The sequence below is a fragment of the Caulobacter sp. AVps18 genome, assembly GCF_058681425.1.
The window spans coordinates 1,597,476-1,621,128 of record NZ_CM178737.1; the positions used below are offsets into that span (position 1 = coordinate 1,597,476).

General features: G+C 67.4%; 23 protein-coding genes and 1 pseudogene. 15 read left to right on the forward strand and 9 right to left on the reverse strand.

The features are described 5' to 3' along the window. Positions 1-129: 129 nt before the first annotated feature. The 3 genes from ACW179_RS07455 to ACW179_RS07465 all read right to left on the reverse strand — a co-directional run bounded on the left by ACW179_RS07455 (position 130) and on the right by ACW179_RS07465 (position 3,841). Entirely contained in the window at positions 130-2,109 is a 1,980-nt protein-coding gene (locus tag ACW179_RS07455) for a methyl-accepting chemotaxis protein (RefSeq protein WP_492063666.1), read from the reverse strand. 134 nt (positions 2,110-2,243) lie between these two features. Beyond that, positions 2,244-3,167: a tyrosine recombinase XerC gene (locus ACW179_RS07460; RefSeq protein ID WP_492063667.1), complete on the reverse strand. Its 924-nt coding sequence runs from the start codon at positions 3,165-3,167 to the stop codon at positions 2,244-2,246. Then, positions 3,164-3,841 (reverse strand): DUF484 family protein, encoded by a 678-nt coding sequence (locus ACW179_RS07465; protein ID WP_492063668.1) that lies wholly within the window; start codon positions 3,839-3,841, stop codon positions 3,164-3,166. The genes ACW179_RS07460 and ACW179_RS07465 overlap by 4 nt, the downstream gene beginning before the upstream one ends. 134 nt (positions 3,842-3,975) lie before the next feature. Between ACW179_RS07465 and ACW179_RS07470 the strand changes: the two genes are divergently transcribed. Continuing rightward, positions 3,976-6,138: a primosomal protein N' gene (locus tag ACW179_RS07470; protein WP_492063669.1), complete on the forward strand. Its 2,163-nt coding sequence runs from the start codon at positions 3,976-3,978 to the stop codon at positions 6,136-6,138. Positions 6,139-6,198: 60 nt separating this feature from the next. On the opposite strand, the gene ACW179_RS07475 is transcribed toward ACW179_RS07470, so the two are convergent. Further along, a complete protein-coding gene (locus ACW179_RS07475; RefSeq protein WP_492063670.1) occupies positions 6,199-6,993 on the reverse strand; it encodes a TerC family protein in 795 nt (264 codons plus the stop codon). Positions 6,994-7,121: 128 nt separating this feature from the next. Here ACW179_RS07475 and ACW179_RS07480 point away from each other — a divergent pair, with 128 nt between their 5' ends. The 4 genes from ACW179_RS07480 to ACW179_RS07495 all read left to right on the forward strand — a co-directional run bounded on the left by ACW179_RS07480 (position 7,122) and on the right by ACW179_RS07495 (position 11,335). Next, positions 7,122-8,216 carry an acyltransferase family protein gene (locus ACW179_RS07480; protein ID WP_492064267.1) on the forward strand — a complete coding sequence of 365 codons (1,095 nt, stop codon included), beginning with the start codon at positions 7,122-7,124 and terminating at the stop codon, positions 8,214-8,216. Between the two features lie 70 nt (positions 8,217-8,286). After that, on the forward strand, positions 8,287-8,979 hold the full coding sequence (locus tag ACW179_RS07485; protein WP_492063671.1) for a CHAP domain-containing protein: 693 nt from the start codon (positions 8,287-8,289) through the stop codon (positions 8,977-8,979). Positions 8,980-9,042: 63 nt separating this feature from the next. Next, positions 9,043-10,002 (forward strand): magnesium transporter CorA family protein, encoded by a 960-nt coding sequence (locus ACW179_RS07490; RefSeq protein WP_492063672.1) that lies wholly within the window; start codon positions 9,043-9,045, stop codon positions 10,000-10,002. Between the two features lie 103 nt (positions 10,003-10,105). Continuing rightward, positions 10,106-11,335, forward strand: a complete 1,230-nt coding sequence (locus ACW179_RS07495) for a pentapeptide repeat-containing protein (RefSeq protein ID WP_492063673.1) — start codon at positions 10,106-10,108, stop codon at positions 11,333-11,335. On the opposite strand, the gene ACW179_RS07500 is transcribed toward ACW179_RS07495, so the two are convergent. Further along, a complete protein-coding gene (locus ACW179_RS07500; RefSeq protein ID WP_492063674.1) occupies positions 11,319-12,179 on the reverse strand; it encodes a crotonase/enoyl-CoA hydratase family protein in 861 nt (286 codons plus the stop codon). The two genes, ACW179_RS07495 and ACW179_RS07500, sit on opposite strands and share 17 nt — an antisense overlap. A 114-nt stretch (positions 12,180-12,293) precedes the next feature. Between ACW179_RS07500 and ACW179_RS07505 the strand changes: the two genes are divergently transcribed. After that, positions 12,294-13,085, forward strand: a complete 792-nt coding sequence (locus ACW179_RS07505; RefSeq protein WP_492063675.1) for an SH3 domain-containing protein — start codon at positions 12,294-12,296, stop codon at positions 13,083-13,085. Between the two features lie 127 nt (positions 13,086-13,212). Continuing rightward, on the forward strand, positions 13,213-14,115 hold the full coding sequence (locus tag ACW179_RS07510) for an alpha/beta fold hydrolase (RefSeq protein ID WP_492063676.1): 903 nt from the start codon (positions 13,213-13,215) through the stop codon (positions 14,113-14,115). 52 nt (positions 14,116-14,167) lie between these two features. On the opposite strand, the gene ACW179_RS07515 is transcribed toward ACW179_RS07510, so the two are convergent. After that, positions 14,168-15,460, reverse strand: a complete 1,293-nt coding sequence (locus ACW179_RS07515) for a lytic murein transglycosylase (protein ID WP_492063677.1) — start codon at positions 15,458-15,460, stop codon at positions 14,168-14,170. A 194-nt stretch (positions 15,461-15,654) separates the two neighbouring features. On the opposite strand from ACW179_RS07515, the gene ykgO reads away from it, so the two are divergent. The 5 genes from ykgO to ACW179_RS07540 all read left to right on the forward strand — a co-directional run bounded on the left by ykgO (position 15,655) and on the right by ACW179_RS07540 (position 17,937). After that, positions 15,655-15,780, forward strand: coding sequence for a type B 50S ribosomal protein L36 (ykgO, locus tag ACW179_RS07520; protein ID WP_018061125.1), 126 nt, complete (start codon positions 15,655-15,657; stop codon positions 15,778-15,780). Positions 15,781-15,829: 49 nt separating this feature from the next. Next, entirely contained in the window at positions 15,830-16,483 is a 654-nt protein-coding gene (locus ACW179_RS07525) for an HAD-IA family hydrolase (RefSeq protein WP_492063678.1), read from the forward strand. A gap of 64 nt (positions 16,484-16,547) precedes the next feature. Next, complete coding sequence (gapR, locus tag ACW179_RS07530; protein WP_035047451.1) at positions 16,548-16,814, forward strand: nucleoid-associated protein GapR; 267 nt, start codon at positions 16,548-16,550, stop codon at positions 16,812-16,814. A gap of 55 nt (positions 16,815-16,869) precedes the next feature. After that, positions 16,870-17,205 (forward strand): hypothetical protein, encoded by a 336-nt coding sequence (locus tag ACW179_RS07535; RefSeq protein ID WP_492063679.1) that lies wholly within the window; start codon positions 16,870-16,872, stop codon positions 17,203-17,205. Positions 17,206-17,523: 318 nt separating this feature from the next. Next, positions 17,524-17,937 carry a hypothetical protein gene (locus ACW179_RS07540; protein ID WP_492063680.1) on the forward strand — a complete coding sequence of 138 codons (414 nt, stop codon included), beginning with the start codon at positions 17,524-17,526 and terminating at the stop codon, positions 17,935-17,937. Positions 17,938-18,011: 74 nt separating this feature from the next. On the opposite strand, the gene ACW179_RS07545 is transcribed toward ACW179_RS07540, so the two are convergent. Next, on the reverse strand, positions 18,012-18,110 hold the full coding sequence (locus ACW179_RS07545) for a hypothetical protein (RefSeq protein ID WP_492063681.1): 99 nt from the start codon (positions 18,108-18,110) through the stop codon (positions 18,012-18,014). Continuing rightward, positions 18,110-19,591, reverse strand: a complete 1,482-nt coding sequence (locus ACW179_RS07550; protein ID WP_492063682.1) for a sigma-54-dependent transcriptional regulator — start codon at positions 19,589-19,591, stop codon at positions 18,110-18,112. The genes ACW179_RS07545 and ACW179_RS07550 overlap by 1 nt, the downstream gene beginning before the upstream one ends. Before the next feature lie 205 nt (positions 19,592-19,796). Between ACW179_RS07550 and ACW179_RS07555 the strand changes: the two genes are divergently transcribed. Next, positions 19,797-20,165 (forward strand): MmcQ/YjbR family DNA-binding protein, encoded by a 369-nt coding sequence (locus ACW179_RS07555; protein WP_492063683.1) that lies wholly within the window; start codon positions 19,797-19,799, stop codon positions 20,163-20,165. Positions 20,166-20,259: 94 nt separating this feature from the next. Here ACW179_RS07555 and ACW179_RS07560 read toward each other — a convergent pair whose 3' ends face one another. Further along, entirely contained in the window at positions 20,260-20,625 is a 366-nt protein-coding gene (locus tag ACW179_RS07560) for a hypothetical protein (protein ID WP_492063684.1), read from the reverse strand. A 305-nt stretch (positions 20,626-20,930) separates the two neighbouring features. On the opposite strand from ACW179_RS07560, the pseudogene ACW179_RS07565 reads away from it, so the two are divergent. Next, positions 20,931-21,075 (forward strand): annotated as a pseudogene (locus tag ACW179_RS07565) (hypothetical protein). A gap of 781 nt (positions 21,076-21,856) precedes the next feature. Continuing rightward, complete coding sequence (locus tag ACW179_RS07570; RefSeq protein WP_492063685.1) at positions 21,857-23,653, forward strand: M3 family oligoendopeptidase; 1,797 nt, start codon at positions 21,857-21,859, stop codon at positions 23,651-23,653.

A 23,653-nucleotide genomic window follows, 5' to 3' on the forward strand; every position in this document is an offset into this window, starting at 1 on the left:
CGCGCCTGCCCGCCGGCCGCTGGCCGTCTGGGCCAGAAAAAAGCCCCGCCAGTTTCCCGGCGGGGCTCGAGTTGTTTTTTCAGGGGAGGAACGCCCCGAGGGGGTGGGGCGCTTACGCGGCACTAAAACTCAGAATTCTTCCCAGTCGTCGGCCGAGGCGGCGGGCTTGGCCGAGCCGGCGAAGGCGGCCAGCTTGGCCTGGGCAGCGCGGACCGGATTGGCACCCGGACGGCTGTGGGCCGAGGCGGGCTGCAGGGTCGGCCGCGAGACCGGGGCCGGCGCAGCGGGGCGACGGGTGACGCGGGTCGAGGCCACAGCGTCGGAGCCGCCGACCCGGAAGCGCGAGATCATCTGCATCAGGTTGCCGGCCTCGCCCTTCAGCGAGTGGCTGGCGGCAGTCGATTGCTCGACCATGGCGGCGTTCTGCTGAACGGTCTGGTCCATCTGGTTGACGGCGGCGTTGACCTCGTTGAGGCCCGTGGCCTGTTCGGCACCGCCGGCGGCGATCTCGCTGACCAGGGCGTCGATCTCGCTGACCTTGGCGACGATGGCCTGCAGGGCCTCGCCGGTCTGGCCGACCATCGACACGCCCTGACCCACTTGCTGGGTCGAGGTCGAGATCAGGGTCTTGATTTCCTTGGCGGCGTCGGCCGAGCGTTGGGCCAGAGCCCGCACTTCCTGGGCGACGACGGCGAAGCCGCGACCGGCTTCACCGGCCCGTGCCGCTTCAACGCCGGCGTTCAGGGCCAAGAGGTTGGTCTGGAAGGCGATCTCGTCGATGACGCCGATGATCTGGCTGATCGACTGCGACGACTTCTCGATCTGGTTCATGGCGTCGACGGCGCTGCGAACCACGACGCTGGAGCGTTCGGCGTCCGAACGGGTCGAACCCACAACCCGCGAGGCTTCCACTGCGCCGGCCGAAGAACGCTTCACCGTCGCGGTGATTTCGTCCAGGGCAGCGGCGGTTTCTTCCAGGCTGGCGGCTTGCTGCTCGCTGCGGCGCGACAGGTCGTCGGAGGCCGAGGCGATTTCGTCGGCACCGGCGCCGATGCTGCTGGCGGCGTGGACGATGGTGCGCATCGCCTCTTCCATCTGGGCGATCGACTCGTTGAAGTCCGATTGCAGGCGCTTGTAGGCTTCGGGGAAGTCCTGATCGACGCGGTAGGTCAGGTCGCCTTCGGCCAGCTTGTTGAGGCCCATGGCGAGGTTTTCCATGACGAAGGCCTGCTCGCGGGCGGCGGCCTCGGCCGCTTCCTGGTTGCGGCGGCGTTCGGCTTCGGTCTCAGCCGACAGGCGCTGCTGGTTGGCCTCGGCGGTGCGCAGGGCCAGAGCATTGTCCTTGAACACCTGGACCGAGCGGGCCATGGCGCCGACCTCGTCCTTGCGCTGGGCGCCGACCACGTCGACATCCACCGAGCCCTGGGCCAGGGTTTCCATGGTTTTGGACAGGTTGTTCAGCGGCGCAGAGATCTTGGAACGGCCGATCCAGATGGCGAACACCAGAGCAGCGCCGGCCGAGACAAGGCCAAAGAGAATGCTGAACAGGGTGGTAGCATTGGCCTGGGTTTCGATATCCTTGATCATCACGTCCGTTTCGGCGGCGTGGCTGTCGGTGAATTTGGCGACGGAGGTGCTGAGGCTGGCAATATCGGGGTCGATCACGGCCATGACCATGATCGCGGCTTCGTCGGCGTCCATCATGGCCAGGTCAGCGCCCTGGCGAGCGCTGGAATAGATTTTTTCCAGACGATTGCCGAATTCGGCCGTGGTCTTGGCGGCGGTCGGATCGGCTTTCTTGATTTTGGCCAGGAGGTCCTTGCTGTCCTTGTAGGCCGCGTCCAGGTCGGCGCTGGCCGCTGCGGCTTCGGCAGACGTTCCGGCGTTTGCAACCGTGCGATAGCTCGCATAGCCGATCGTCATGATGCGGCGGTTGAAGCGCGCGGCGTTGAGCTCAGCCGGGGCGCGCTCTTCAACCAGCATCTGGGTCGAGGCCTGCGCCTTCTTGGCCTGCCATGCTCCCATACCGACAATGGCCAGGGCCACCATGGTCAGGATTACGGCCGGTAAGGCCACCTTGGTCGAAATCTTGAGATCGTCGAATTTCATCGCTAGCCCCATGTCCGGCGCGCCCGCTCGGCAGGCGAGCGTCGGTTCTTGGTTTCCAGAAGCGCCATCCGCAGTAAAAACGCAGTTAATTCGCGGAGCAGGCTGGAAAAATCGCGACACTAAGCCGCATTGCGCTACCCGCTGTGGGGGTGTGCCCGGCTGTAGGCGGCCATCAGACCGGCCGCGTCGACCTGGGTATAGCGCTGGGTGGTCGACAGTGAGGCGTGGCCCAGCAGGTCCTGGATTGACCTCAGGTCGGCTCCGGCCCCCAGAAGATGGGTGGCGAAGGCGTGGCGCAGGGCGTGGGGCGTCACCCGATCCGACAGGCCAAGCCGGCCGCGCAGGATCTGCACCGTCGCCTGGACGTGACGGGGCGACAGCGGTCCTCCACGCCGGGCTCGAAACAGCGGCTCGTCCGGTCCCAGGACGAAGGGCAGGGCGGCGACATAGGCGTCGATGGCGGCTCGCACGGCGTCCAGCACCGGCACGATACGGGTCTTGCCGCCCTTACCGGTGATGCGCAGGCTCTCGCCCAGTGGCGCGTCGCGGCGGATCAGGGACAGGCCCTCGCTGATCCGCAGACCACAGCCCCACAGCAGGGTCAGCACCGCCTCGTCGCGGGCCACCTCCCAGTCTTCGCGGTCGGGATCGGCACCGACCTCGTCCAGCAGGTCATGGGCCTGGGTCTCGGTGACCGGTCGCGGCAGGCCCACGGTCAGCCGCGGGCCGCGCACCAGGTCGATGGCGGCGTTGGGCGTCGAGAAGCGCAGGTCCAGAAAGCGGTGGAAGGCCTTGATCGACGACAGGCTCTGCGACAGCGAGCGCGGCGCCAGCGCCTGTTCGCCCTGCCGGCGAAAGGCCAGATAGGCGCGCAGGTCGGCGGCTGACAGCGATCCCAGGTGGGCCAGGGAGACGGCCTCGCCCTGATGGCGTTCCAGGAAGTTCAGATAGGCGAGCACGTTGTCGCCATAGGCCCGCACGGTGCGCGGCGAGGCGCGGCGCTCGTGGGTCAGGTGGTCCAGCCAGGCCGCCAGGGCGTCCCGGCCGCCGGTGCTCACAGGATGGGCCAGCGCTCGGCGGTGCGCTCGACCACGCGGGCCAGGAAGGCCACCAGGTCCGAGCCCATGTCGGGCGTAAAGGCTTCGGGATCGGACGAGCCGAAGGCGAGAATGCCCTGACGCGAGGGCTCCCACAGCGCCAGGCGAACGATGGCCATGCTGCGGATCAGGTCCAGCTTGTCGCCGAACAGGCCCAGGGCCGGGGCATAGAAGCCCATGCGCGCCACGGCGTGCTCGCCCATCAGCATGTCGACCTGACCCTCGATCAGGCCATGCCAGCCGGCGGGAACGCGCCCGGGGCCTTCCAGCACGATCACGCCGGTGGTCAGCGAGAAGCGCAGCGCGGCCATCTCGTCGACCCGGCGGGCCAGATCCGAATGGTTGCGCGAATCCAGCAGGTCGATGACCGCCGCATGGGTCTGGGCCTGGGCCGAGAAATTGGCGCGGGCGGTGTCCTCGATCTCGCGGCGCACCACGGCCTCGCGCTTGTGGGCGGCGGCGGCGCGGGCCAGGGCGGCGGGACCAAAGTCGATGACATTGCCGCCATCGACCCGCAGGCCCAGCTCGCCCAGAAGGCGGCTGTCATCGCGCAGGAAGTCGGGCTCGTCGCGCAGGAAGGCGCGGACGACTTCGGGGTCGACGGGCCGGATCATCGCTTGCGTCGCATCGCTCATCGTGGGTCCACTCCGCCTGCGGAAAAATCGACTTAGGCGACGCATCAAGCCCCAAGGCGGTTAACAGCGACTTGATGCGCGTGACGATGACGCATCTCGACCCTGACGCGCTTTCGCGGCAGAAGCTGGTTCCCATGCCCCGCATCGCCTCTGTCCTCCTGCCCATGCCGCTGCCGGAGGCGTTCGACTATGCCGAGCCCGAGGGACTGGGTCTGACGGTGGGAGACCACGTGACCGTGCCGCTGGGGCCGCGCGTGATTCGCGGCGTGGTCACCGCCCTGCGCGACGGGACCGGCGGAAACCGGCCGCTGAAGCCGGTGCTGGAGCGGCTGGACGATCCGGCCCTGCCGCCGGGCGTCCTGACCTTCATCGACTGGGCGGCGCGCTATTCGGTGGACGTGCCCGGCTGGCCCCTGGCCATGGCCCTGCGCGGCCTGCGCCATCCGCCCCCCAAGCCCGACAAGGTGCTGGTGCTGAGCGGATCGCAGCCGACCCGGATGACGCCGGCGCGGCTCAAGGTGCTGGCCGCCGCCCAGGGCGGGCCGATGTCCGGCGCGGCGCTGGCCAATCTGGCCGGCGTCTCGGCGGGTGTGGTCAAGGGGCTGGTCGAGGAGGGCGCGCTGGCCCTTCAACTGGTCGAGGCCGACAACAGCTTTCCAGCGCCCGACCTGTCGCTACCGCCCCAGACCCTGAACCCCAGCCAGCAGGCCTGCGCCGACGTGCTGGGCGAGATGCTCGGCCTGGGCGGTTTTCAGGCCGCGCTGCTGGACGGGGTGACCGGCTCGGGCAAGACCGAGGTCTATCTGGAGGCCGTGGCCGCCGCCCTGGCCGAAGACCCCGACAGCCAGGTGCTGATCCTGTTGCCCGAGATCGCCCTGACCCAGGCGGTGATGGCCCGGTTCGAGGCGCGGTTCGGTGCCGTTCCCGCCGAGTGGCACTCAGGCGTCGCGCCGCCCCGGCGTCGCAAGGTCTGGGAGGGCGTGGCCAGCGGCCGGGCGCGGATCGTGGTGGGCGCCCGCTCAGCCCTGTTCCTGCCCTTCCGCAAGCTGCGCCTGGTGGTGGTCGACGAAGAACATGACGGCTCGTTCAAGCAGGAAGAGGGCTTTATCTATCAGGCCCGCGACCTGGCCGTGGTCCGCGCCAAGATCGAGGGCGCGCTGGTGGTGCTGGCCTCGGCCACGCCCTCGCTGGAGAGCCTGTGGAACGCCCAGAGCGGCCGCTATCGCTGGCTGCGGCTGAGCGCCCGGCACGGGGCGGCGCAACTGCCCGATATCGGCCTGATCGACATGCGCGAAACCCCGCCGGAGGCCGGCCGCTGGCTGTCGCCGCCGCTGGTCAAGGCGATGAGCGTGACCCTGGCGCGGGGCGAACAGTCGATGCTGTTCCTCAATCGCCGGGGCTATGCGCCGCTGGTGCTGTGCAAGGCCTGCGGCGAGAAGATGAAGTCGCCCGACACCGACAGCTGGCTGGTCGAGCATCGCTATACGGGGCGGCTGGTCTGTCACCTGACCGGCTTTTCGATGAAGAAGCCCGAGGCCTGTCCGTCATGCGGGGCCAAGGACAGCCTGGTCTCGATCGGCCCCGGCGTGGAGCGGGTCGAGGAGGAGGCGCGGTACCTGTTCCCCACCGCGCGCATTGCGGTGTTTTCCTCCGACACGGTGATGGACGCGGCCGGGGCGCGGGCCCTGGTCGAGACCATGGCGGCGGGCGAGATCGACATCCTGGTCGCCACCCAGGCCGCCGCCAAGGGCCACAACTTTCCCAACCTGACCCTGGTGGGGGTGGTCGATGCCGACCTCAGCTTGCGCGGCGGCGACCTGCGGGCCGGGGAGCGAACCTTCCAGTTGCTGGCCCAGGCGGCCGGCCGCGCGGGGCGGCACGAGAAGCCGGGTCGGGCCCTGTTGCAGACCTATACCCCCGACCACGCCGTGCTGCTGGCGCTCAAGGCCCAGGACCGCGACGCCTTCGTCGAGGCCGAGATGCGGATGCGCGAGGAGGCGGGCCTGCCGCCGTTCGGCCGGCTGGCGGCGGTGATCGCCTCAGGCCCCGATGCAGCGGCGCTGGAGGCCTATGTCGAGGCCCTGGCGGCGGTGATCCCCAATGCCGAGGGGGTCGAGGTGTTCGGCCCCGCCGACGCGCCGCTGGGTCTCGTGCGCGGTCGCCGGCGCAAGCGCTTTCTGGTCCGGGCCGACCGCACGGTGGACCTGCAGGGCTTCATGGCGGCGTGGCGGGCGCGGGCCAAGGTCCCCAATTCGGTGCGGGTCGTGATCGACATCGACCCCTACAGCTTCCTCTGAAAACCAAAACGCCCCGGACCTTGCGATCCGGGGCGCTTTTCGTCGCAGCAGGCTGGGCGTTTATTCCCCGGCGGCGGCTTTCTTCTCGGCGGCCCGGCGCGAGAGCATGTTGAGGCCCTCGACCACGCCCGAGAACAACATGGCCACGTAGATGTAGCCCTTGGGAACGTGCATGCCGAAGGACTCGGCGATCAGCACGGTGCCGATCATCAGCAGGAAGCCCAGGGCCAGCATCACCACGGTCGGGTTGTTGTTGATGAAGTTGGCCAGAGGATCGGCGGCCAGCAGCATCACCGTCACGGCGGCCAGGACGGCGATGACCATGATCGGCAGGTGCTCGGTCATGCCCACGGCGGTCAGGATCGAGTCGATCGAGAACACCAGGTCCAGCAGGATGATCTGGAAGATCGCCGACCCGACATTCGAAATGGCCGCGCCGGTCTTGTCGAGAACGTCATGGCTCTCCTGCTTGGGGTCGACCGTGTGGTGGATTTCCTTGGTGGCCTTCCAGATCAGGAACAGGCCGCCGGCCAGCAGGATAAGGTCGCGCCAGGAGAAGGCGGTTTCGAAGGTCGGTTCGCCATGCGAGCCCAGCGGGCCGACGATGCCCAGGTCGAAGACCGGATGCACCAGGCCGACGATGAAGGCGATGGTCGACAGCAGCACCAGGCGCATGATCAGGGCCAGGGAAATGCCGATGCGGCGGACCCTCTGGCGGTGCTCGGGAGCCAGCTTGTTCGACAGGATCGAGATGAAGACCAGGTTGTCGATGCCCAGCACCACTTCCATGATCACCAGAGTCACGAGGGCCGCCCAGGCCGCGGGGTCGGTGGCGAGTTGAAGGAGTTCGTTCATCGGTCTCGTCTTAGATGCTGTGGGGTTGAAGTCGTCATAGCGCGCCCGTCACTGAAGTGACAGGCCTGGAAGGCGCCCAGGGCACGGCATGCGCCCAGGCGCACCTCGAGACAGGGACAGTGCAGATGATGTTGGACGCCGCACATATCAAGCCGCTGACCTCACTTCGCTTTTTTGCGGCCTTCTGGGTGGTGCTGTTTCACTATTGGCCCAACCTGTCGGTCGGCTTTACCCCAGCTCTTGCGACCAAGGGCTATCTGGGGGTCGAGGCCTTCTTCACCCTGTCGGGTTTCATCCTGTGCCACGTCTATCTCAGTGGGTTTGGCGGGGGGCGCTTTCGCTATGGCGACTTCCTGTGGAACCGCATGGCCAGGGTCTATCCGCTGCATCTGGCCACCCTGGTCGGCGTGGGGCTGATGGCCGCCGCCGCCGGTGTGGCGGGGATCGTGGTCGACAAGAACATGCTGGCCTGGTCCGCCCTGCCGGCCAATCTGCTGCTGGTCCATGCCTGGGGCTTTGCGCCCGTGGCAGGCTGGAACCACGCCTCCTGGTCGATCTCGGCCGAGTGGTTCGCCTATCTGACCTTTCCCGCCTTCGCCTTCGCCGCCTGGACGCTGCGGGCCCGGCCCCTGCTGGCCGTCGGTCTGGCCCTGGGCCTGATCGCGATCCTGTATCCCAGCTTCGAGCGGCTGGCGGGCTTTCCCCTGACGGAGGCGACCATCAAGTGGGGCGCGCTGCGCATCGTGCCGTGCTTCGCCTATGGCTGCGCCCTGCATGCCCTGTGGCGCTCGAACCTGATTCCCGCGCGCTGGGCGGCCCCGGGTGCCGCCATAATGGGCGCCGTGGTCCTGGCCACCGTGCAACTGGGGGCACCGGACCCGGTCATCGTCGCGGCTCTGGGAGGGCTGATCCTGATGCTGGCCTGCCTGGCCGCCAGCGGCTCTGCATTCGGCAGTCAGAGCATCTTCGTGTATCTGGGCGAGATCAGCTATTCGACCTACATGATCTGCATCCCGTGGAAGATCGTCGCGGTCAATCTAGCCGCCAAGCTCCTGCACATCGAAGGTCAGCAATTGCCGCTCCTGATCTGGCTGCTGATCGTCGCGAGTCTCATTCCGCTGTCGGCGGCCTCGTATCATCTGATCGAAAAGCCGGCCCGGGAGCGCCTGAAATCTCTGGGGAAAACCTGGGGACAGCGACGCCCTGTCGCGGTCGGCGCCTAAGAAACACTCTTTTCACAGGTCGCTGGCAAGGTTACTGCTTGGTTCAGTGACGCGGGGGAGTGCCCACAGCATGACGAAACGGACGAGAACCCTCTGGGGTTCCATCGCCGCTGCCGCCATGATCAGCCTGATGCCGGTGTCCGGCGCGGTCGCTGACGGGTACTGGCAGTGCGTTCCGTTTGCGCGTCTGATGTCGGGTATCCAGATCTTCGGCGACGCCCGCACCTGGTGGAGCCAGGCCGCCGGCAAGTACGACACCGGCACGACTCCCAAGATCGGTTCGGTTCTCTCGTTCAAGCCGACCGGCCGCATGAACCTCGGACACGTCGCTTTCGTCAGCCAGGTGCTGACCGACCGCGTCATCCAGGTGACCCACGCCAACTGGTCGGTGATGAACGGTGCCCGCGGCCAGGTCGAGCAGGACGTGACCGTGGTCGACGTCTCGCCCGACGGTGACTGGAGCCAGGTCAAGGTCTGGTACGACCCGATCCGCGACCTGGGCACCACGGTCTATCCGACCCACGGCTTCATCTATCAGAACGCCCAGGCCACGACGATCGCCGCCGCGACCAGCAAGCTGGCCCTGGCCCAGAACGCCGCCGTGTCGCTGGCCAAGTCCGCCGCCAACCAGGTGGCCGCCTCGGTTCGCGCCTCGCCGCTGGACATCATCAACCAGGCCGCCGACTCCACCGACCGGATCGCTGCCCTGCTCGCGGCCGCTTCTGGTCAGCCTGAAGACGACAAGCCCGCCGCCCCACGCTGAACCGCGCGTTGACGGACGGCGCGCGCTGGGTCATTCCCGGCGCGTGACGAGGCTCGCCGACCCATGCTGAGAATTCTGCGACACGGTGCGCCGGGCTTCGAAGCCGGTGGCACCACGCCCGACTGGCGACTGCCCGACGACGCGGTCTGGGTCGAGCTGGTCGATCCCTCGCGCGCCGAGGAGGTGGCCGTCGAGCAGTCGATCGGCCTGCTGCTGCCCACCCGCGAGGAGATGGCCGAGATCGAGGCCTCCTCGCGTCTCTACCAGGAGGACGGCGGCACGTTCATGACCGCCACCGTGCTGGTCAATGCTGACGGCGACCTGCCGACCGCCGCGCCGGTCACCTTCGTGCTGATGGGGCAGCGGCTGGTCACCATCCGCTATGTCGAGCCGCGGGCCTTTTCGCTGTTCGCCGCCCAGGCCGAGCGCCAGCCCAGCCTGTGCCCCAACGGTCCGCAGACCTTCCTGGGTCTGCTGGACGCCATCGTCGACCGCACCGCCGACATTCTCGAGCGCACCGCCGGCGAGGTCGAGGCCCAGTCGCGCGCCATCTTCAACCGGCCGCGCGGCGGGGCCTTCGAGCAGATCCTCAACCGCCTGGGCCGGGCTCAGAACGTCAATGCCAAGGCCCGCGACAGCCTGGTCAGCCTGGCCCGCCTGCTCAGCTTCGCCTCCCTGGCCGAGCAGTTCGAGGGCGATCGCGACCTGCGCGACCACCTCAAATCCCTGCAGCGCGACGTGCAGTCGATCACCGACCATTCCAGCTATGTGTCGGGCAACATCACCTTCCTGCTGGATGCGGCCCTGGGCCTGATCAACATCGAGCAGAACGCCATCTTCAAGATTTTCTCGGTGTTCTCGGCCGTCTTCCTGCCGCCCACCCTGATCGCCGGGGTCTATGGCATGAACTTCGAGCACATGCCCGAGTTGCGCTGGATGGAGGGCTATCCCATGGCCCTGGCCCTCATGTTCGCGGCCGCCGTGGGGCCGCTGATCTGGTTCAAGCGCAAGGGTTGGCTTTAGGGACGCGAAAAGCAGGATTCAGGGCCCGCCCAAGCTTCGCCTGCACCTTTCCTTAAAGCGGCTGTGCGATGGTTCGGCAACCTGAAGGACCCCCTGCCAGCGCATGTCCGCCGCCCTACGACCCAGCCTGATCCGCATCCTGCACCCCTCTGTCGTCCGGCAGATGCTGGAGGCGCATGGGCGTTATCTGAAGGGCGTGCCGGGCGGGCGACGGGCCTGCCTGACCTACGTCAATCTCAACCACTACAATTTCGAAGGCGCCGACCTGTCGGAGGCCGACCTGACCGGTGCCCTGCTGGGCGGGGCCCTGATGGCCAAGGTCAAGCTGGCCCGCGCCACGCTCTACGGCGCTGACCTGCGCGACGCCGATCTGCGCGAGGCCGACCTGTCGCGCACCGACATGCGCGGCGCCTGCCTGCGCGGGGCCAACCTCTCGGGCGCGGACCTGTCGGCCGCCGATCTGCGTGAGGGCGTCACCGCGCTGCAGGACTCGACCGAGGGCTTTCGCATCCTCGAACATTCCAAACGTCCGGGCGAGCTGGACTACGCCACCCTGACAGGGGCCAACCTGGCGGGTGCCCAGCTGGGCGGCGAGCTGGCCCGCACCGCCGACTTCACCGACGCCGATCTGTCGGGCGTGTCGCTGCAGGGCGCGCGGCTGTCGAATGCCCGCATGGACGGCGCCGACCTGTCGGGCGCCAACCTGTTCAACGCCGACATGGCCGGGGTCTCGCTGAGGCGGGCCGTGATGGTCGGAACCGACCTGTCTGGCGTCAATCTGGCCGGCGCTGACATGGCCGGCGTGCTGCGCGCCCCGCCGCCGCTGATCTATATCGACGACATGCCACTGTGGGACGTTGTGGACGCCCACGAACTGTATTGCCGCAGCGAGGGACGCGAGGGCGCGACAGCCAAGGCCCAGGGCGTCGACTTCCGCCCGCTAAGGCGCCTCAAGGGGCGGGTCCTGACGGGGCTGTCGGCTCCGGGCGGCGTGTTTTTCGGCATGGACCTGGAAGGCGCCCAGCTGCAGGGGGCCAACCTGGCCGGGGCCGACCTGCGCGGCGTCAAGCTGAAGGGTGCCGACCTGCGCGGTGCCCGGCTGATCGACGCGCAGATGGCGCGCGCCGACCTCAGCGGCGCCCAGCTGGGCCCGCTGCAGATCGCGCAGGACCGCTTCCTGCGCACCGACCTGACCCGCGCCGTCCTGCGCTGCGCCAACCTGAATGGCGCCAGCGCCCAGCGCGCCCGCTTCATGGAGGCCGACCTGACCCAGGCCCGCCTCGATGATTGCGACCTCACCGGCGCCGAGCTGCCCGCTACATCCGCTTCTTGAGCGGCAAGAGATCGGGGAAGCTGGCCGGCCGCTTCTGGGCCTTGGCCGTGAAGGCCTCGGCCATGTGCGAGCCGGCCAACATGCCCGTCTGCCAGACGGCGATATAGTCCAGGCTGTCGGCGATCGAGTGGTCGCGGGCATAGTTGATCATCACCTTGCTGCCGGTGACGGCCAGGGGCGACTTCTCGGCGATCTCGCGGGCGGTGGCCAGGGCGTGGGCGACCACCTCATCGTGGGTGTCGAAGGTCTCGTTGACCAAGCCGATGGCCATGGCCTTGCCGGCCGGCAGGCGGCGACCCGTATAGGCCAGCTCGCGCACCCAGCCTTCGGGGATCAGCTTGCACAGGCGCGGGAAGGTGCCGACATCGGCGGTCATGCCGATATTGATTTCCTGGATGCAGAAGAAGGCATCATTGGTCGAATAGCGGATGTCGCAGGCGCTGATGAAGTCCACCGCCCCGCCGATGCAGCCGCCCTGGATGGCGACGATCACCGGCATGCGGGCCCGGTCCAGGCAGCTGAAGCTGTCCTGCAGATAGTGGACGTGATGGCGGAAGCTTTCGCCGGCCACGTGGCGGTCGCCGCCGCGTTCCTCGGTCACGCCCTCGCCGTCGGTGAATACCGAAAGCTCCATGCCGGCGCAGAAATGCTTGCCGGTCGAGGAGATGACGATGCAGCGCGCCAGGGCGTTGTCGTTGATGTGATTGACGATGGCCGGAAGCTCGTTCCAGAAGGCCCGTGTCATGGTGTTCATGGCCTCGGGACGTTTCAGCTGGATGTGCGCCACACCCGCCTCGATCTCGACCTTGAAACAGCTATAGTCCACGTCACTGTGGATGCTCATGCCGTCCTCCCTTATCGTTGATAAGACACTATCTCGCGGACAGGACGCGGCGCCAACACTGCCTCTACGGAATATGGCCGGATCCCCCGCCGGCCCAGCAAGGGAACTGCTTCGATGAAGACGACAAAAGCCTCAACCGCCCTGGTGATCGCCGCCCTGGTCGCCGCCGGCGCCGCTGCTGCCCCCGCGCCCGTCCTGGCCCAGTCCAAGCCGCTGGCCGGCCTGTTCTCGTGCGAGGGCTCGGGCAAGAAGCAGGAAGGCGGGGCCCTGATCGGCGCCGCCGCCGGGGCCTTCCTCGGCAGCAAGCTCGCCAAGAACGAAAAGACCCTCGGTGCCCTGGTCGGCGCTGCGGCCGGCGCGGCGGCCGGCTCCTATATCGGCTGCCGCATGCAGTCGACCGACACCGCCCTGGCCCAGCAGGCCACCAAGAAGGCCCTGGAAACCGGCCAGTCGCAGACCTGGTCCAACAGCCGCACCGGCGCCTCGGGCCGCATCGAGGTGGTCTCCTCCACCTATGGCCCGCCGGTCGACAGCCGCAACCTGCGCTTCGCCGCCGGCGTGCAGGCCCTGCCCAGCTATGACGCCCTGGGCGGCCAGTATGTGGCCAGCGGCGCGGCCAACCTGCGCGGCGGTCCCTCGACCAAGGCCAAGGTGGTGGGCAAGCTGGCTGCGGGCCAGGCCTTCGACGCCCTGGGCTCGGTTCCGGCCGGCGGCTGGGTGCTGGTGGGCCAGAACGGTTCTGCAGTCGGCTATGCCGCCAATTCGCTGGTGCGTCCGCTTCAGACCGCCGACGCCTCGTGCCGCCTGATCGACGCCTCGATCTCGACCTCGGGTTCGGGCCCGACCCGCGAACGCTACAGCGCCTGCCGCGACAACGGCGGCGAATGGCAGCTGACGCAAGCTTAAACCCCGTAGAGCAAAGGTCGCCATGATTGCATCATGTCGTTTGCTCTAGATTCTTGTTTTGACGCGTTATTTCGGCGGCGAACCGGTATCCACTTCGCCGAATAACGCTCTAGAAGGAGCGCCGTCGATGGACGCAGCCGTTTTCCGAGCGCCGCGAAGACGCCTGATCGCCATCGACGGCGCCACCGGCCCCGGCGAGATCGCCGCCCTGGAGTTCGGCCCCCAGGATCGGCCCATTGACGTGGTCTTCGTCCACGCCAACGGGTTCAACGCCCAGACCTATGCCACCCTGCTGGCGCCGCTGGCGGCGGGGCTGCGGGTGCTGGCCATCGACCAGCGCGGCCACGGCGCCACGCCCCTTCCGACCCGGACCGAGGGGCGGCGTTCGTGGATCGACCTGCGCGATGACCTGCTGGCCCTGCTCAAGGCGCTGGACGGCCCGCCCGTGGTGCTGGCCGGCCACTCGATGGGGGGCACAGTCAGCCTGCTGGCCGCCGGGGCCCGGCCCGCTGCGGTCAAGGGGCTGGTGCTGCTCGATCCCGTGATCATGCCGCGCCTGGTGGCCCTTTATGCCCTTGCGCCCTGGACCTCGGGCGCGCTGTGGAAAAAGATGCCGATCGCGCAGGCCGCCCTGCGCCGACGGTCCGTGTTCGACGATCGTGAGGCGGTGGTGGCGGCCTATACCGGGCGCGGGGCCTTCAAGACCTGGCCCGAGGTCATGCTGGTGGACTATGTCGACGGCGGCTTCATCGACCGCGACGACGGCAAGGTGGAACTGGCCTGTGCCCCGGCCTGGGAGGCCTCCAACTATTCCGCCCAGGGCCACGATCCCTGGCGGGCCATCCGCCATGTGACGGGGCCGGTCCGCATCCTGCGGGCCGAGAAGGGCTCCACCTGCCGGGCCAACAACAACTTCACACAACGCGGCAAGGACGTGGTCATCGAGACGGTGGCCGGGACCAGCCACTTCCTGCCGATGGAGCGGCCCGACCTGGCCCGCGACGCGATCTTCGCGATGGCGACGGGGTGATTTCGGGCTGACTGCTTACCTTCTCCCGCAAGGGGAGAAGGAGCAGCGCGCCCTAGCTCAACCCCGCCTGCGCCTTGAGCCGCAGCACAATGTCCATCGACAGATAGCCGTCCGCCGGCAGCTGGCGGTTCTGCTGCCAGGCGCGCAGGGCCTTGCGGGTGCCGGCGCCGATGACGCCGTCGGGGGCGCCGGGGTCAAAGCCCAGGCGGGCCAGGGCGATCTGGGCGGCCATGCGGTCGGCCAGCGACAGGGGCGCCTCGACCGGCCAGGCGGCGACCAGCGGGCCTTCGCCGGCGAAGCGGTCGGCCAGCAGGCCGATGCCCAGGGCGTAGGAGGTGGAGTTGTTGTATTTGCGGATGGCAAAATGGTTGGGCAGGGCCAGGAAGGCCGGGCCACCCGCGCCGGCGGGCAGGATCAGGCCGGCGGGCGAGGCGGCGTCAGCGGCGGTCCAGGGCAGGCCATCGGCGCGCCGGACGCCCTTGGCCTCCCACCAGGCCGGAACCTCGCGCGGGCCTTCGGTGAGGCCATAGTCGAAGCCGGCCGGCAGGATCACTTCCCGGGCCCAGCCCACGCCCGGCTTCCAGCCGCCCTTGGCCAACAGGTTGGCGGCCGAGGCCAGGGAGTCGGCGTCCGAGCCCCAGATGTCGCGCTTGCCGTCGCCGTCGGCGTCCACGGCGGTGGAGCGATAGTTGCTGGGCAGGAACTGGGTCTGGCCCATGGCTCCGGCCCACGAGCCCTTCAGCTGGCTGCGCGGGACTTCGCCCGAATCGATGATCTTCAGCGCCGCGATCAGCTCGCCCTCGGCCCAGCCGCGCCGGCGGCCGTCGGCGGCCAGGCTGACCATCGAGCGGACCACGTCGAAATTGCCCTGCAGCTTGCCGAAAGCCGATTCCATCGCCCAGACGGCCAGCAGGATGTCGCGCGGCACGCCGTAGCGGCTCTCGATATCAGGCATGAAGGCCAGGCTGTCGCGCTTGGCGCGGCCCACGGCGATGCGATCGTCGCTGATCACGCCTTTGATATAGTCGCCGACCGGCTTGGAGAATTCCGGCTGACGGCCGTCCAGGCTGATGACCCTGGGGTCTGGGGTCACCCCGCCCAGCTCGCGGTCCAGCAACTGCGGGGTCAGACCCGCCGCCAGGGCGCGGCCCCTGAAATCGGCCAGCCAGGCCTCGAAGCCCAGTTCGCCCGGCGGGGTCGGCGTGGCGGTGACGGGCACCTGGCCGGGTCCCGGCGGCGGGGCGACCGGTGCGGGCATGGCGGGCGCCAGGGGTGTCAGCGGTCCCTGCGGCGAGGTGTCCGCGCAACCGGCGAGGAGAAGAACGAGAAAGAAGCGACGATCCATGGATGCTAGGCTACTGGAATCCGGGCGAACTCTTCAATCACAAGCCCGACAGAGCGGTGAAGTTCCCGCGACAGGCGTTCTGGCAATTGACTCCGGCGCCTGCCTTGCCTATACGCCCTCCCTCCTAACACCCCGGATGTTCCGGTCGCATTTTTCGCGCGCCCGAACCTCTCCGCCGAAGTACAGAGACGGTCATGAAGGTTCGTAGCTCGCTGAAGTCGCTGAAGTCGCGTCACCGCGACTGCAAGATGGTTCGCCGCAAGGGCGTCATCTACATCATCAACAAGACCGACCCGCGCTTCAAAGCCAAGCAGGGCTGATGCCGAAGCCTTCCCTGACAGGGAAGGCGTCTTCTTTGAGGAGAAGAGCGTGACGGGCGCCGAAACCGGCTTCCACTTTCAGCTGTCACGCTCTGCCGCGCCTCCCCGGGCTTTGCTCTGGGATGTCGGCAATGTCATCGTGCGCTGGAATCCGCGCACGCTCTTTGCAAAGATCTTCAAGGAACCCGCCGAACTCGACGGGTTCCTTTTGCATGTCTGCACCATGGACTGGCACGGCGAGACCGACCGGGGCGTGGCCTTCGCCGACAACATCGCGCGGCTGACGCCGCTGTATCCCCAATATGCCGAGCAGATCGCCGCCTGGTGGGATCGCTGGCCCGAAATGTTCTCGGGCGCCATCCCTGAAACCGAAGGCGTGATGGACGAACTGGCCGCGCGGGGCGTGCCGCAGTTCGGGCTGACCAACATGTCGCTGGAAGCCTGGCCCGACGTTCAGGCCATGAGCCCCGCCTTCCGCCACTTCCAGGACGTGATCGTCTCGGCCGAGGAAGGCACGATCAAGCCCGAGCGGCGGATCTACGAGATCGCCCTGGAGCGCACCGGCCTGGCCCCTGCCGACCTGCTGTTCGTCGATGACAACGCCGCCAATATCGCGGCGGCCCGGGACATGGGCTTTCATGTCCACCATTTCGTCGATCCGGCGACCCTGCGGCCGATGATTCAGGTGCACGGCCTGTTGTGACGGGAGGGTCTCGAGACTATGGTCCGCGACCCAATTCCACCCCCGACCTGAAGAGCTTTCCGTCATGGCCGACGACGCCGCCCACGCCGACGTTTTGAACTCCACCGCCCAAGGCCAGCTGAAGAGCATCATCGAGCGCATCGAGCGCCTCGAGGTCGAAAAGGCCGAGATCTCCGAGCAGATCAAGGAAGTCTACAACGAAGCCAAGGGCAACGGCTTCGACGTCAAGATCCTGCGCAAGGTGGTCCGCATCCTCAAGCAGGACCGCGCCAAGCGCCAGGAAGAGGACGCCATCCTCGACCTCTATCTGTCGGCCGTCGGCGCCATCTAAACTGATCGTTTTTGCGGGGTGCGGTTTGGCGCGGCTTGGGGAATAGTTCCCGTCGATGCGCGCCAAGCCCCCCGATCCTCGTGCTCAGGCCAAGCGCTCGGCCTTGAAGGCGATCAAGCGCGCCCAGCGGGCCGCCGCACAGACCGGGGTTGAGCTTTCCGACTGGGAAGGTGAGTTCCTGGGCTCGGTCACCCAGCGCATCGAGACCTATGGCCGCGCCTTCGCCGACCCGGAAAAGGGCGGCCGCGATCAGGCCCTGTCGGTCAACCAGTCCATCAAGCTGAAAGAAATCGCCGCCAAGGCCAAGGGCGAGAAGACGCCCATGAAGCGCGGCAAGGGCTTTGGCCGCCGCGGGTCGCCGCCGCGCGAGACTTCGGAAACCGAAGACTGAACTTCAGGCCATCACCCCCTGGTTCGGGGGCTTGCGCGCCATTTCCTCCATGAAATCAGTCCTGAAATCTTACCAGAAACTCTCGGTCTGCGAGAGTAATTAGGATTTCGGTAACCAAGGGGGAGGACACTTGGGCGTCCCGGTTACTGACATGATTGAACAATGGAACGTTTCACTCGGTTTAGGTGACGTTCGGCTCTAGCGCATGCGGATCAGGGATCTGCGTCGGCGCCAGAATAACGCTGATAATTACGGATGAGCGCGATGGCCAGCACGTACGAATATTTGCTAAAAAGAAAGGCGGATCTCGAGGTCCGTATGGTCGAAGCTCAGAAACGGGCCCAGGCGCCTTTCGAGGGCGAGCTGAAAGCTATCGGCCTGGCCCTGGGCGCGATCGAGCGCGCGGGCCTGGTCGAGGGGCGCGTGGCGGCCGAGACGGCCTCTTTCGCGCCGGCATCGGTGCCCAGCCGCCGGGGACGCCGCAGCCGCTCGACTGGCGACATGATCCTGATGGCGCTGCAACGCGGCGGGGCCGGTGTGGCCGCGACAGAGATCGTCCAGCAGCTGGAGCGACGCTGGAGCCGCACCCTGCCGGTGTCGGTGATCCTGCAGGAACTGCAGCACCTGGAATCCGAGGGCGCAGCGGCGCGCGGTGCTTCAGGCTGGCACCGGTTGCGCGGCACGGTGGATCTCAGCGACGCCGAGACGGTCGACATCACCCGCGTCGCCTGACCCTTGAGCGCGCCAGGGTTAAGTGTAAGCGGTTAACCCGCCCGGGCGCGCTCCAAGTGTTTTTGGATAGGGCCTCAGGCCGACGGGCTGGCGGGCTTCGCCGGCCTGACCGCCGGGCGGATCAGGGTCTTGAGCCGTTGTTCGCGCGGCACGGGACGCAGGACCAGGGCCATCAGCTGGCCTCCTTCATGTCGACGTCGATGCCCTGCTCGCGCACCTTGCGATAGAGGGTCGAACGGCCGATTCCGAGGCGACGGGCCACCTCGCTCATGTGGCCGGCATAGACCTCGATGGCATGCTGGATCAGGTCGCGCTCGATCTCTTCCAGGGTCCGCAAGTGGCCCCGGTCATCGAGGATGCGCACCGGCGCGTCGCCCGGGGCGCTGGCCATGGCGGCGTGAGCGGCCTGCAGCACGGCGGGCAGGTCGGGCTGGCCCGCAAGGACCGCCGCCGGGGCGGTCTCTTCGGGCGGCGGCGCCTGGATCCCCGAAATGGCCGGGAAATCATAGGGCTGCAGATAGGGGGCGTCGGCCAGGACGATGGCGCGATAGACCGTATTTTCCAGCTGGCGCACATTGCCGGGCCAGTCGAAGGCGGTCAGCAGGTCCAGCGTCTCGGGCGCGGCGCCGATGACGCGCTTGCCCTCTTCCACATTGAACCGGCGGATAAAGGCCTCGACCAGGGCCGGGATGTCGGTGCGCCGCTCGCGCAGGGACGGGGCCTCGATCGGGAAGACATTGAGGCGATAATAGAGGTCTTCGCGGAACCGGCCCTGGGCCACGGCGCTGGCGACGTCGCGATTGGTGGCCGAGACGATGCGTACGTCCACCTTCTGCGAGCGCTTGGAGCCGATCGGGTCGATCTCGCCCTCCTGCAGGGCGCGCAGCAGCTTGACCTGGATGTCCAGCGGCAGTTCGCCCACCTCGTCCAGGAACAGGGTGCCGCCGTCGGCCTCCTTGAACTTGCCCAGGTGCTTGTCGGTGGCGCCGGTGAAGCTGCCCTTCTCGTGGCCGAACAGGATCGATTCCACCAGGTTTTCGGGGATGGCGCCGCAGTTGACCGCCACAAAGGGCTTGCCGGCCCGCTCGGAGCTGCCGTGCACGGCGCGGGCGATCAGCTCCTTGCCGACGCCGCTTTCGCCGGTGATCAGGATGGGGATGGCGCTCTTGGCGGCGCGCTCGCCCATTCGCTTGACCTGGCTCATGGCTGGGGACGCGCCGATCAGGTCGGCGAAGGTGGTGCGGCCGGTGACGCGCTTGGACAGACGCTCGACCTCGCCCTTCAGGTCGCCCATCGACAGGGCGTTGCGGATCGAGACCGTGATGCGTTCAGGGCTGGCGGGCTTGATGAAGAAGTCGGTGGCCCCGGCCTGCATGGCCTTGACCACGGTATCGACGCCGCCAGAGGCGGTCAGGACGATCACGGGCTGCGCAAAGCCCCGGGCGCGCATTTCCTTGAGGGCGTCCTGGCCGTTGAGGCCGGGCATCACCAGGTCCAGCAGGATGACGTCGGTGGCCGCACCGGAAGCCAGGTGCGCCATGGCCGCGTCGCCGCTTTCGGCGTGCGAGACCGCGAAGCCATCGCGCTCAAGCACGGCCTGGATCAGTCGGCGCTGGGTCGGATCGTCATCGACGACGAGGACCGTCTTGGACATAGGAAAACACCCACCATAACCGGCCACGCCCGACATGGGGCAGGGCTCTTGTTGCATCGAACTGATACACACAGGGGGTAAAGGGCGAGTTTCGGAGAGGTGTCCGGGAGGTTAACGGAAGGGATTAACAAGATCTGACCAGAACAGCCCAAGTTGTCGTGGTCCGGGTTGCGGATATCCTTGTTCCAGTGACAAATGTTGCAGCATGGTCGATCTTTTCACCCTTCGCGCCCTGGCGCTGGACTTGCCGCAGGCCCACGACGACTCAGGCCCGGCGGGTCCGGCATTTTCCGTTGAGGGCAAAAGCTTCGCCTGGCCCTATCTGGCGCGCGCCACGCCGCGCGGTCGGCGCGAGCCGGTGGCGGGGGTGCTGGCCGTGCGCTGCGCCCTCGACACCAAGGCCATGCTGATCGAGGCCGCGCCTGACCGCTTCTTCGACGACGACCACTATCGCGGCTACCCGGCGGTGCTGGTGCGGCTGGACGCGATCGAGGCCGATGAGTTGGCGGGCCTGCTGCGCACAGGGTGGCGGCTGGTGGCGCCGAAGGCGCTGGTGCGGCGGTATGGGGCTTGAGGGGGCGGCTGGTGTGGGCTGCTTGGCGGCGGACGCTGGGAAGGACGGTTCAGGCGTGGGAAGCGGACCTGGAGAACGGTGCCTAACGTCCGCGCTATGGCAAGCTAGGCCGGGAGGCGGCAAGAAGTTCATCGACAGCTGAAAGCGCGTCATCATCCACCGAGATTTCCGCTCGCATGTACGGAAGTAGTGGCGCGACAGCATTGTCCATTGCGCGCTCGAACGCATCCTGCCCACACAGATTTAGTGTCGACTCCATCTGATCGACCTTCTCCCAAAACTCGAGGAGCACTTCGTCGGCGCAATGCGCTTTCAGCCGCCGCAAAACGCCTAAATTTCCTATGACATTATTGAAATCGGAGTCGCCCGACCCCGCACGCCGGACAACTTCCAAATAGCCAATCAGCGCATAGGCAATGAACCGCTGGTGGTGATCTTGGACGAGTTTGGATTCGGTCATTTGCTGACGGCCAATGGCCGCGAATTCGAGACGGGCATAGTCATAGCAGGAGATTTAAGGGCCGTAACCCAACCTGCCCGATGTCCGAGGTGGGTCGAAGCACGCCCTGGCTTCTTTCCCCAAACCAGACGCCCCGCGTCGCGCTTATCCTTAAATCTCACGCAGGCCAGCGTGCCGGACAGGACAGGTCAGTCAAGGACGGCCCTTCGGGCCGCCGCGGCGCGGCGACGCGTGCGCGTCGTCCTTGAGAGACCTGTCCTGTCTGGCGATCGTCTCGCCGTGGGATTTAGGGATGGCTCCCGCCGGTGGGGCGGGTTTTTTTTGTACAGATACAAAAAACTTGTCATCCCGGCCGCAGCGTAGCGGAGAGCCGGGACCCAGGGGCAACCGGCAGAGAGGCGGCCCCTGGGTCCCGGCTCTCCCGCCCTCACGGGCGTCCGGCCGGGATGACAAGCTTTTTTGGCTTGGAGAACGGGGATAGAGCCCCCTCCATCCCAGGCGTATCGCCCACGACATCCAACGAAATCAAAGCCCTGAAAATATCTCGCACCGCGCCATCAGACGCGCTCAAAACCACCCCCATAATCACAGCTGTCCCCGTCGCAGGGGGAGGGCGCTTGGTACCGGCCCGAAGCGGCGATGGGGATGAAGCTGAGCGGGGCCGCGCGGTCACGCAGCGAGGATGAAAGTGGCCTGTTCGTTGGATTGATCCGGGGCCACCGGAGGTCTTGCTTGCCAGACAGCGCGGAACGACAGGGCGGTGATCGTAAAGCCGTCTATCGCGACCCGTCGGACCCCTCACGGATACACCGCAGGGGTTGGGCGTGCCCGTCCGGGGGACAATTGGGGGCCAGAGCTGAAACAGCGCTCGCGAGCTCGCCATCCTCACGGTCAGAACAGCTTCTGCGAAGCGGAAGAGACGAGCCGAAACGCACACTAACCACATCACGGTCCCCGGGTTCGCCCCGGCCGCTTCGCGCCTCCCCACTGAAACTCAGCGACTGTTCGCGTGAGGCGGGAAACTTGTGGCTGCCAAATAGATGCTCCCCCTCTGGGGGAGCTGTCCCGGAGGGACTGAGGGGGTCATCTGGGCTTATGCCGCGCTGCCCCCTCCGGCGCTTCGCGCCACCTCCCCCGAGAGGGGAGGATCTCACCCGGCCTCACCGAATCTCCGCCCCATTGCCCACCCCGCCGTTGCGTCGGACCCCGTACGCGCCATATCCCTGTGATCATGAACGCGCCTTTCAAGACCGACACCCTTCCCGAGTGGAACCTCGCCGACCTCTATGCCGGTCGCGACGATCCGCGCATCGAGGTTGATCTCGCCGCCGCCAAGGCGTCGAACGACGAACTGGCCAGCCTGGAGGGCCTGTTTCTGCAGGCGCGGGGCGAGCCCGAGCGGCTGGGCGTGCTGATCGATCGCGGCATCAAACTGTACGAGCAGGCCACCAACAGCCTGTGGAGCGTGGGGGCCTATGCGGGCCTGGCCTCGTCGGTGGCCAAGGATGATCCGGCCTGGGCCAAGTTCGAGGGCGACCTGCGGGCCCGCTCGGCCACCATCGCCGCCGACAGCCTGTTCTTCACCCTGGAACTGAACCAGCTGGAAGACGCCGAGATCGAGGCCGCGCTTCACGCCTACCCGCCGGGCGTCCGCTGGGCGCCGTGGCTGCGCCGGGTGCGCCTGTCGCGGCCGCACGAGCTTTCCGCCGAGCTGGAACGCTTCATCGTCGACAAGAGCCCGGCCGCCGCCAACTGGGTGCGCCTTTATGACGAGACCCTGTCGAAGCTGCGCGCCCAGGTCGGCGACGAGGCCCTGACCCTGCCGCAGGTGCTCAACCGCCTGTCGGACGCCGATGTGACCCGCCGCAAGGCCGCCGCCGAGGGTCTGGCCGCTGCTCTGGAAGAGGCCGCCTCGACCCAGGCCCTGGCGCTCAACACCCTGGCCTTCGAGAAGCAGGTCGAGGACCGCTGGCGCCACTACGACCATCCGGCCCAGTCGCGCCACCTGGCCAATGAGGTCGACGCCGATGCGGTGGACGCCCTGGAAGCGGCCGTGGTCGAGGCCTATCCGCGCCTGTCGCATCGCTATTATGCGCTGAAGGCCAAATTGATGGGCGTCGAGGCGCTGGACTACTGGGACCGCAATGCCCCGCTGGATGCCGCCGCGCCCCGCGCCTATGGCTGGGCCGAGGCGCAGGATCTGGTGCTGGACAGCTTCCAGACCCTGGCCCCCAAGTTCGCCGATGCGGCCCGCACCTTTTTCACCCAGCCGTGGATCGACGCGCGGCCCCGGGCCGGCAAGCAGTCGGGCGCCTTCGCCCATCCGGTGACAGCGCAGCGCCACCCCTATGTGTTCATGAACTTCATGGGCGAGCGGCGCGACGTGCTGACCCTGGCCCACGAGCTGGGCCATGCCGTGCACCAGACCCTGTGCCAGCCGCTGGGCACCTTGCTGGCCGACACGCCCCTGACCCTGGCCGAGACGGCCTCGATCTTCGGCGAGGGGCTGGTGTTCGACCGGCTACTCGCCGAGGCGACGCCTGAGGATCGCAAGAAGCTGCTGGCCGGCAAGATCGAGGACGGCCTCAACACCGTGGTCCGCCAGATCGCCTTCCACCGCTTCGAGCGCCGCTTCCACGAAGCGCGTCAGGCCGGCGAGCTGTCGGCCGAGCAGATCGGCGCGCTGTGGCTGGAGGTGATGGGCGAGAGCCTGGGCCCGGCCGTGAGGCTCAATCCCGGCTATGAGCACTACTGGGCCTATGTCAGCCACTTCTGCCACGCGCCGTTCTACGTCTATGCCTATGCCTTCGGCGATCTGCTGGTGCGGGCCCTGATGGAAAAGCGCCGCGAGGATCCCGAAGGCTTTGCGCCGCTCTATGAAGAGCTGCTCGCGGCCGGCGGGACGAAAACCTATGTCGAGGCGCTTAAGCCGTTTGGCCTGAACCCGCGCGAAAAAGCGTTCTGGGCGGCGGGCTGTTCGCAGCTGGAGCGGCTGGTGGACGAGTTCGAGGCCTTGGTTGAAAACTAA

Bases quoted from the DNA above. Each gene is read 5' to 3' on its own strand.
- ACW179_RS07455 (WP_492063666.1), bottom strand. From the start codon at position 2,109: ATGAAATTCGACGATCTCAAGATTTCGACCAAGGTGGCCTTACCGGCC.
- ACW179_RS07465 (WP_492063668.1), bottom strand. From the start codon at position 3,841: ATGAGCGATGCGACGCAAGCGATGATCCGGCCCGTCGACCCCGAAGTC.
- ACW179_RS07470 (WP_492063669.1), top strand. From the start codon at position 3,976: ATGCCCCGCATCGCCTCTGTCCTCCTGCCCATGCCGCTGCCGGAGGCG.
- ACW179_RS07475 (WP_492063670.1), bottom strand. From the start codon at position 6,993: ATGAACGAACTCCTTCAACTCGCCACCGACCCCGCGGCCTGGGCGGCC.
- ACW179_RS07480 (WP_492064267.1), top strand. From the start codon at position 7,122: ATGTTGGACGCCGCACATATCAAGCCGCTGACCTCACTTCGCTTTTTT.
- ACW179_RS07485 (WP_492063671.1), top strand. From the start codon at position 8,287: ATGACGAAACGGACGAGAACCCTCTGGGGTTCCATCGCCGCTGCCGCC.
- ACW179_RS07490 (WP_492063672.1), top strand. From the start codon at position 9,043: ATGCTGAGAATTCTGCGACACGGTGCGCCGGGCTTCGAAGCCGGTGGC.
- ACW179_RS07495 (WP_492063673.1), top strand. From the start codon at position 10,106: ATGTCCGCCGCCCTACGACCCAGCCTGATCCGCATCCTGCACCCCTCT.
- ACW179_RS07500 (WP_492063674.1), bottom strand. From the start codon at position 12,179: ATGAGCATCCACAGTGACGTGGACTATAGCTGTTTCAAGGTCGAGATC.
- ACW179_RS07505 (WP_492063675.1), top strand. From the start codon at position 12,294: ATGAAGACGACAAAAGCCTCAACCGCCCTGGTGATCGCCGCCCTGGTC.
- ACW179_RS07510 (WP_492063676.1), top strand. From the start codon at position 13,213: ATGGACGCAGCCGTTTTCCGAGCGCCGCGAAGACGCCTGATCGCCATC.
- ACW179_RS07515 (WP_492063677.1), bottom strand. From the start codon at position 15,460: ATGGATCGTCGCTTCTTTCTCGTTCTTCTCCTCGCCGGTTGCGCGGAC.
- ykgO (WP_018061125.1), top strand. From the start codon at position 15,655: ATGAAGGTTCGTAGCTCGCTGAAGTCGCTGAAGTCGCGTCACCGCGAC.
- gapR (WP_035047451.1), top strand. From the start codon at position 16,548: ATGGCCGACGACGCCGCCCACGCCGACGTTTTGAACTCCACCGCCCAA.
- ACW179_RS07535 (WP_492063679.1), top strand. From the start codon at position 16,870: ATGCGCGCCAAGCCCCCCGATCCTCGTGCTCAGGCCAAGCGCTCGGCC.
- ACW179_RS07540 (WP_492063680.1), top strand. From the start codon at position 17,524: ATGGTCGAAGCTCAGAAACGGGCCCAGGCGCCTTTCGAGGGCGAGCTG.
- ACW179_RS07545 (WP_492063681.1), bottom strand. From the start codon at position 18,110: ATGGCCCTGGTCCTGCGTCCCGTGCCGCGCGAACAACGGCTCAAGACC.
- ACW179_RS07550 (WP_492063682.1), bottom strand. From the start codon at position 19,591: ATGTCCAAGACGGTCCTCGTCGTCGATGACGATCCGACCCAGCGCCGA.
- ACW179_RS07555 (WP_492063683.1), top strand. From the start codon at position 19,797: ATGGTCGATCTTTTCACCCTTCGCGCCCTGGCGCTGGACTTGCCGCAG.
- ACW179_RS07560 (WP_492063684.1), bottom strand. From the start codon at position 20,625: ATGACCGAATCCAAACTCGTCCAAGATCACCACCAGCGGTTCATTGCC.
- ACW179_RS07570 (WP_492063685.1), top strand. From the start codon at position 21,857: ATGAACGCGCCTTTCAAGACCGACACCCTTCCCGAGTGGAACCTCGCC.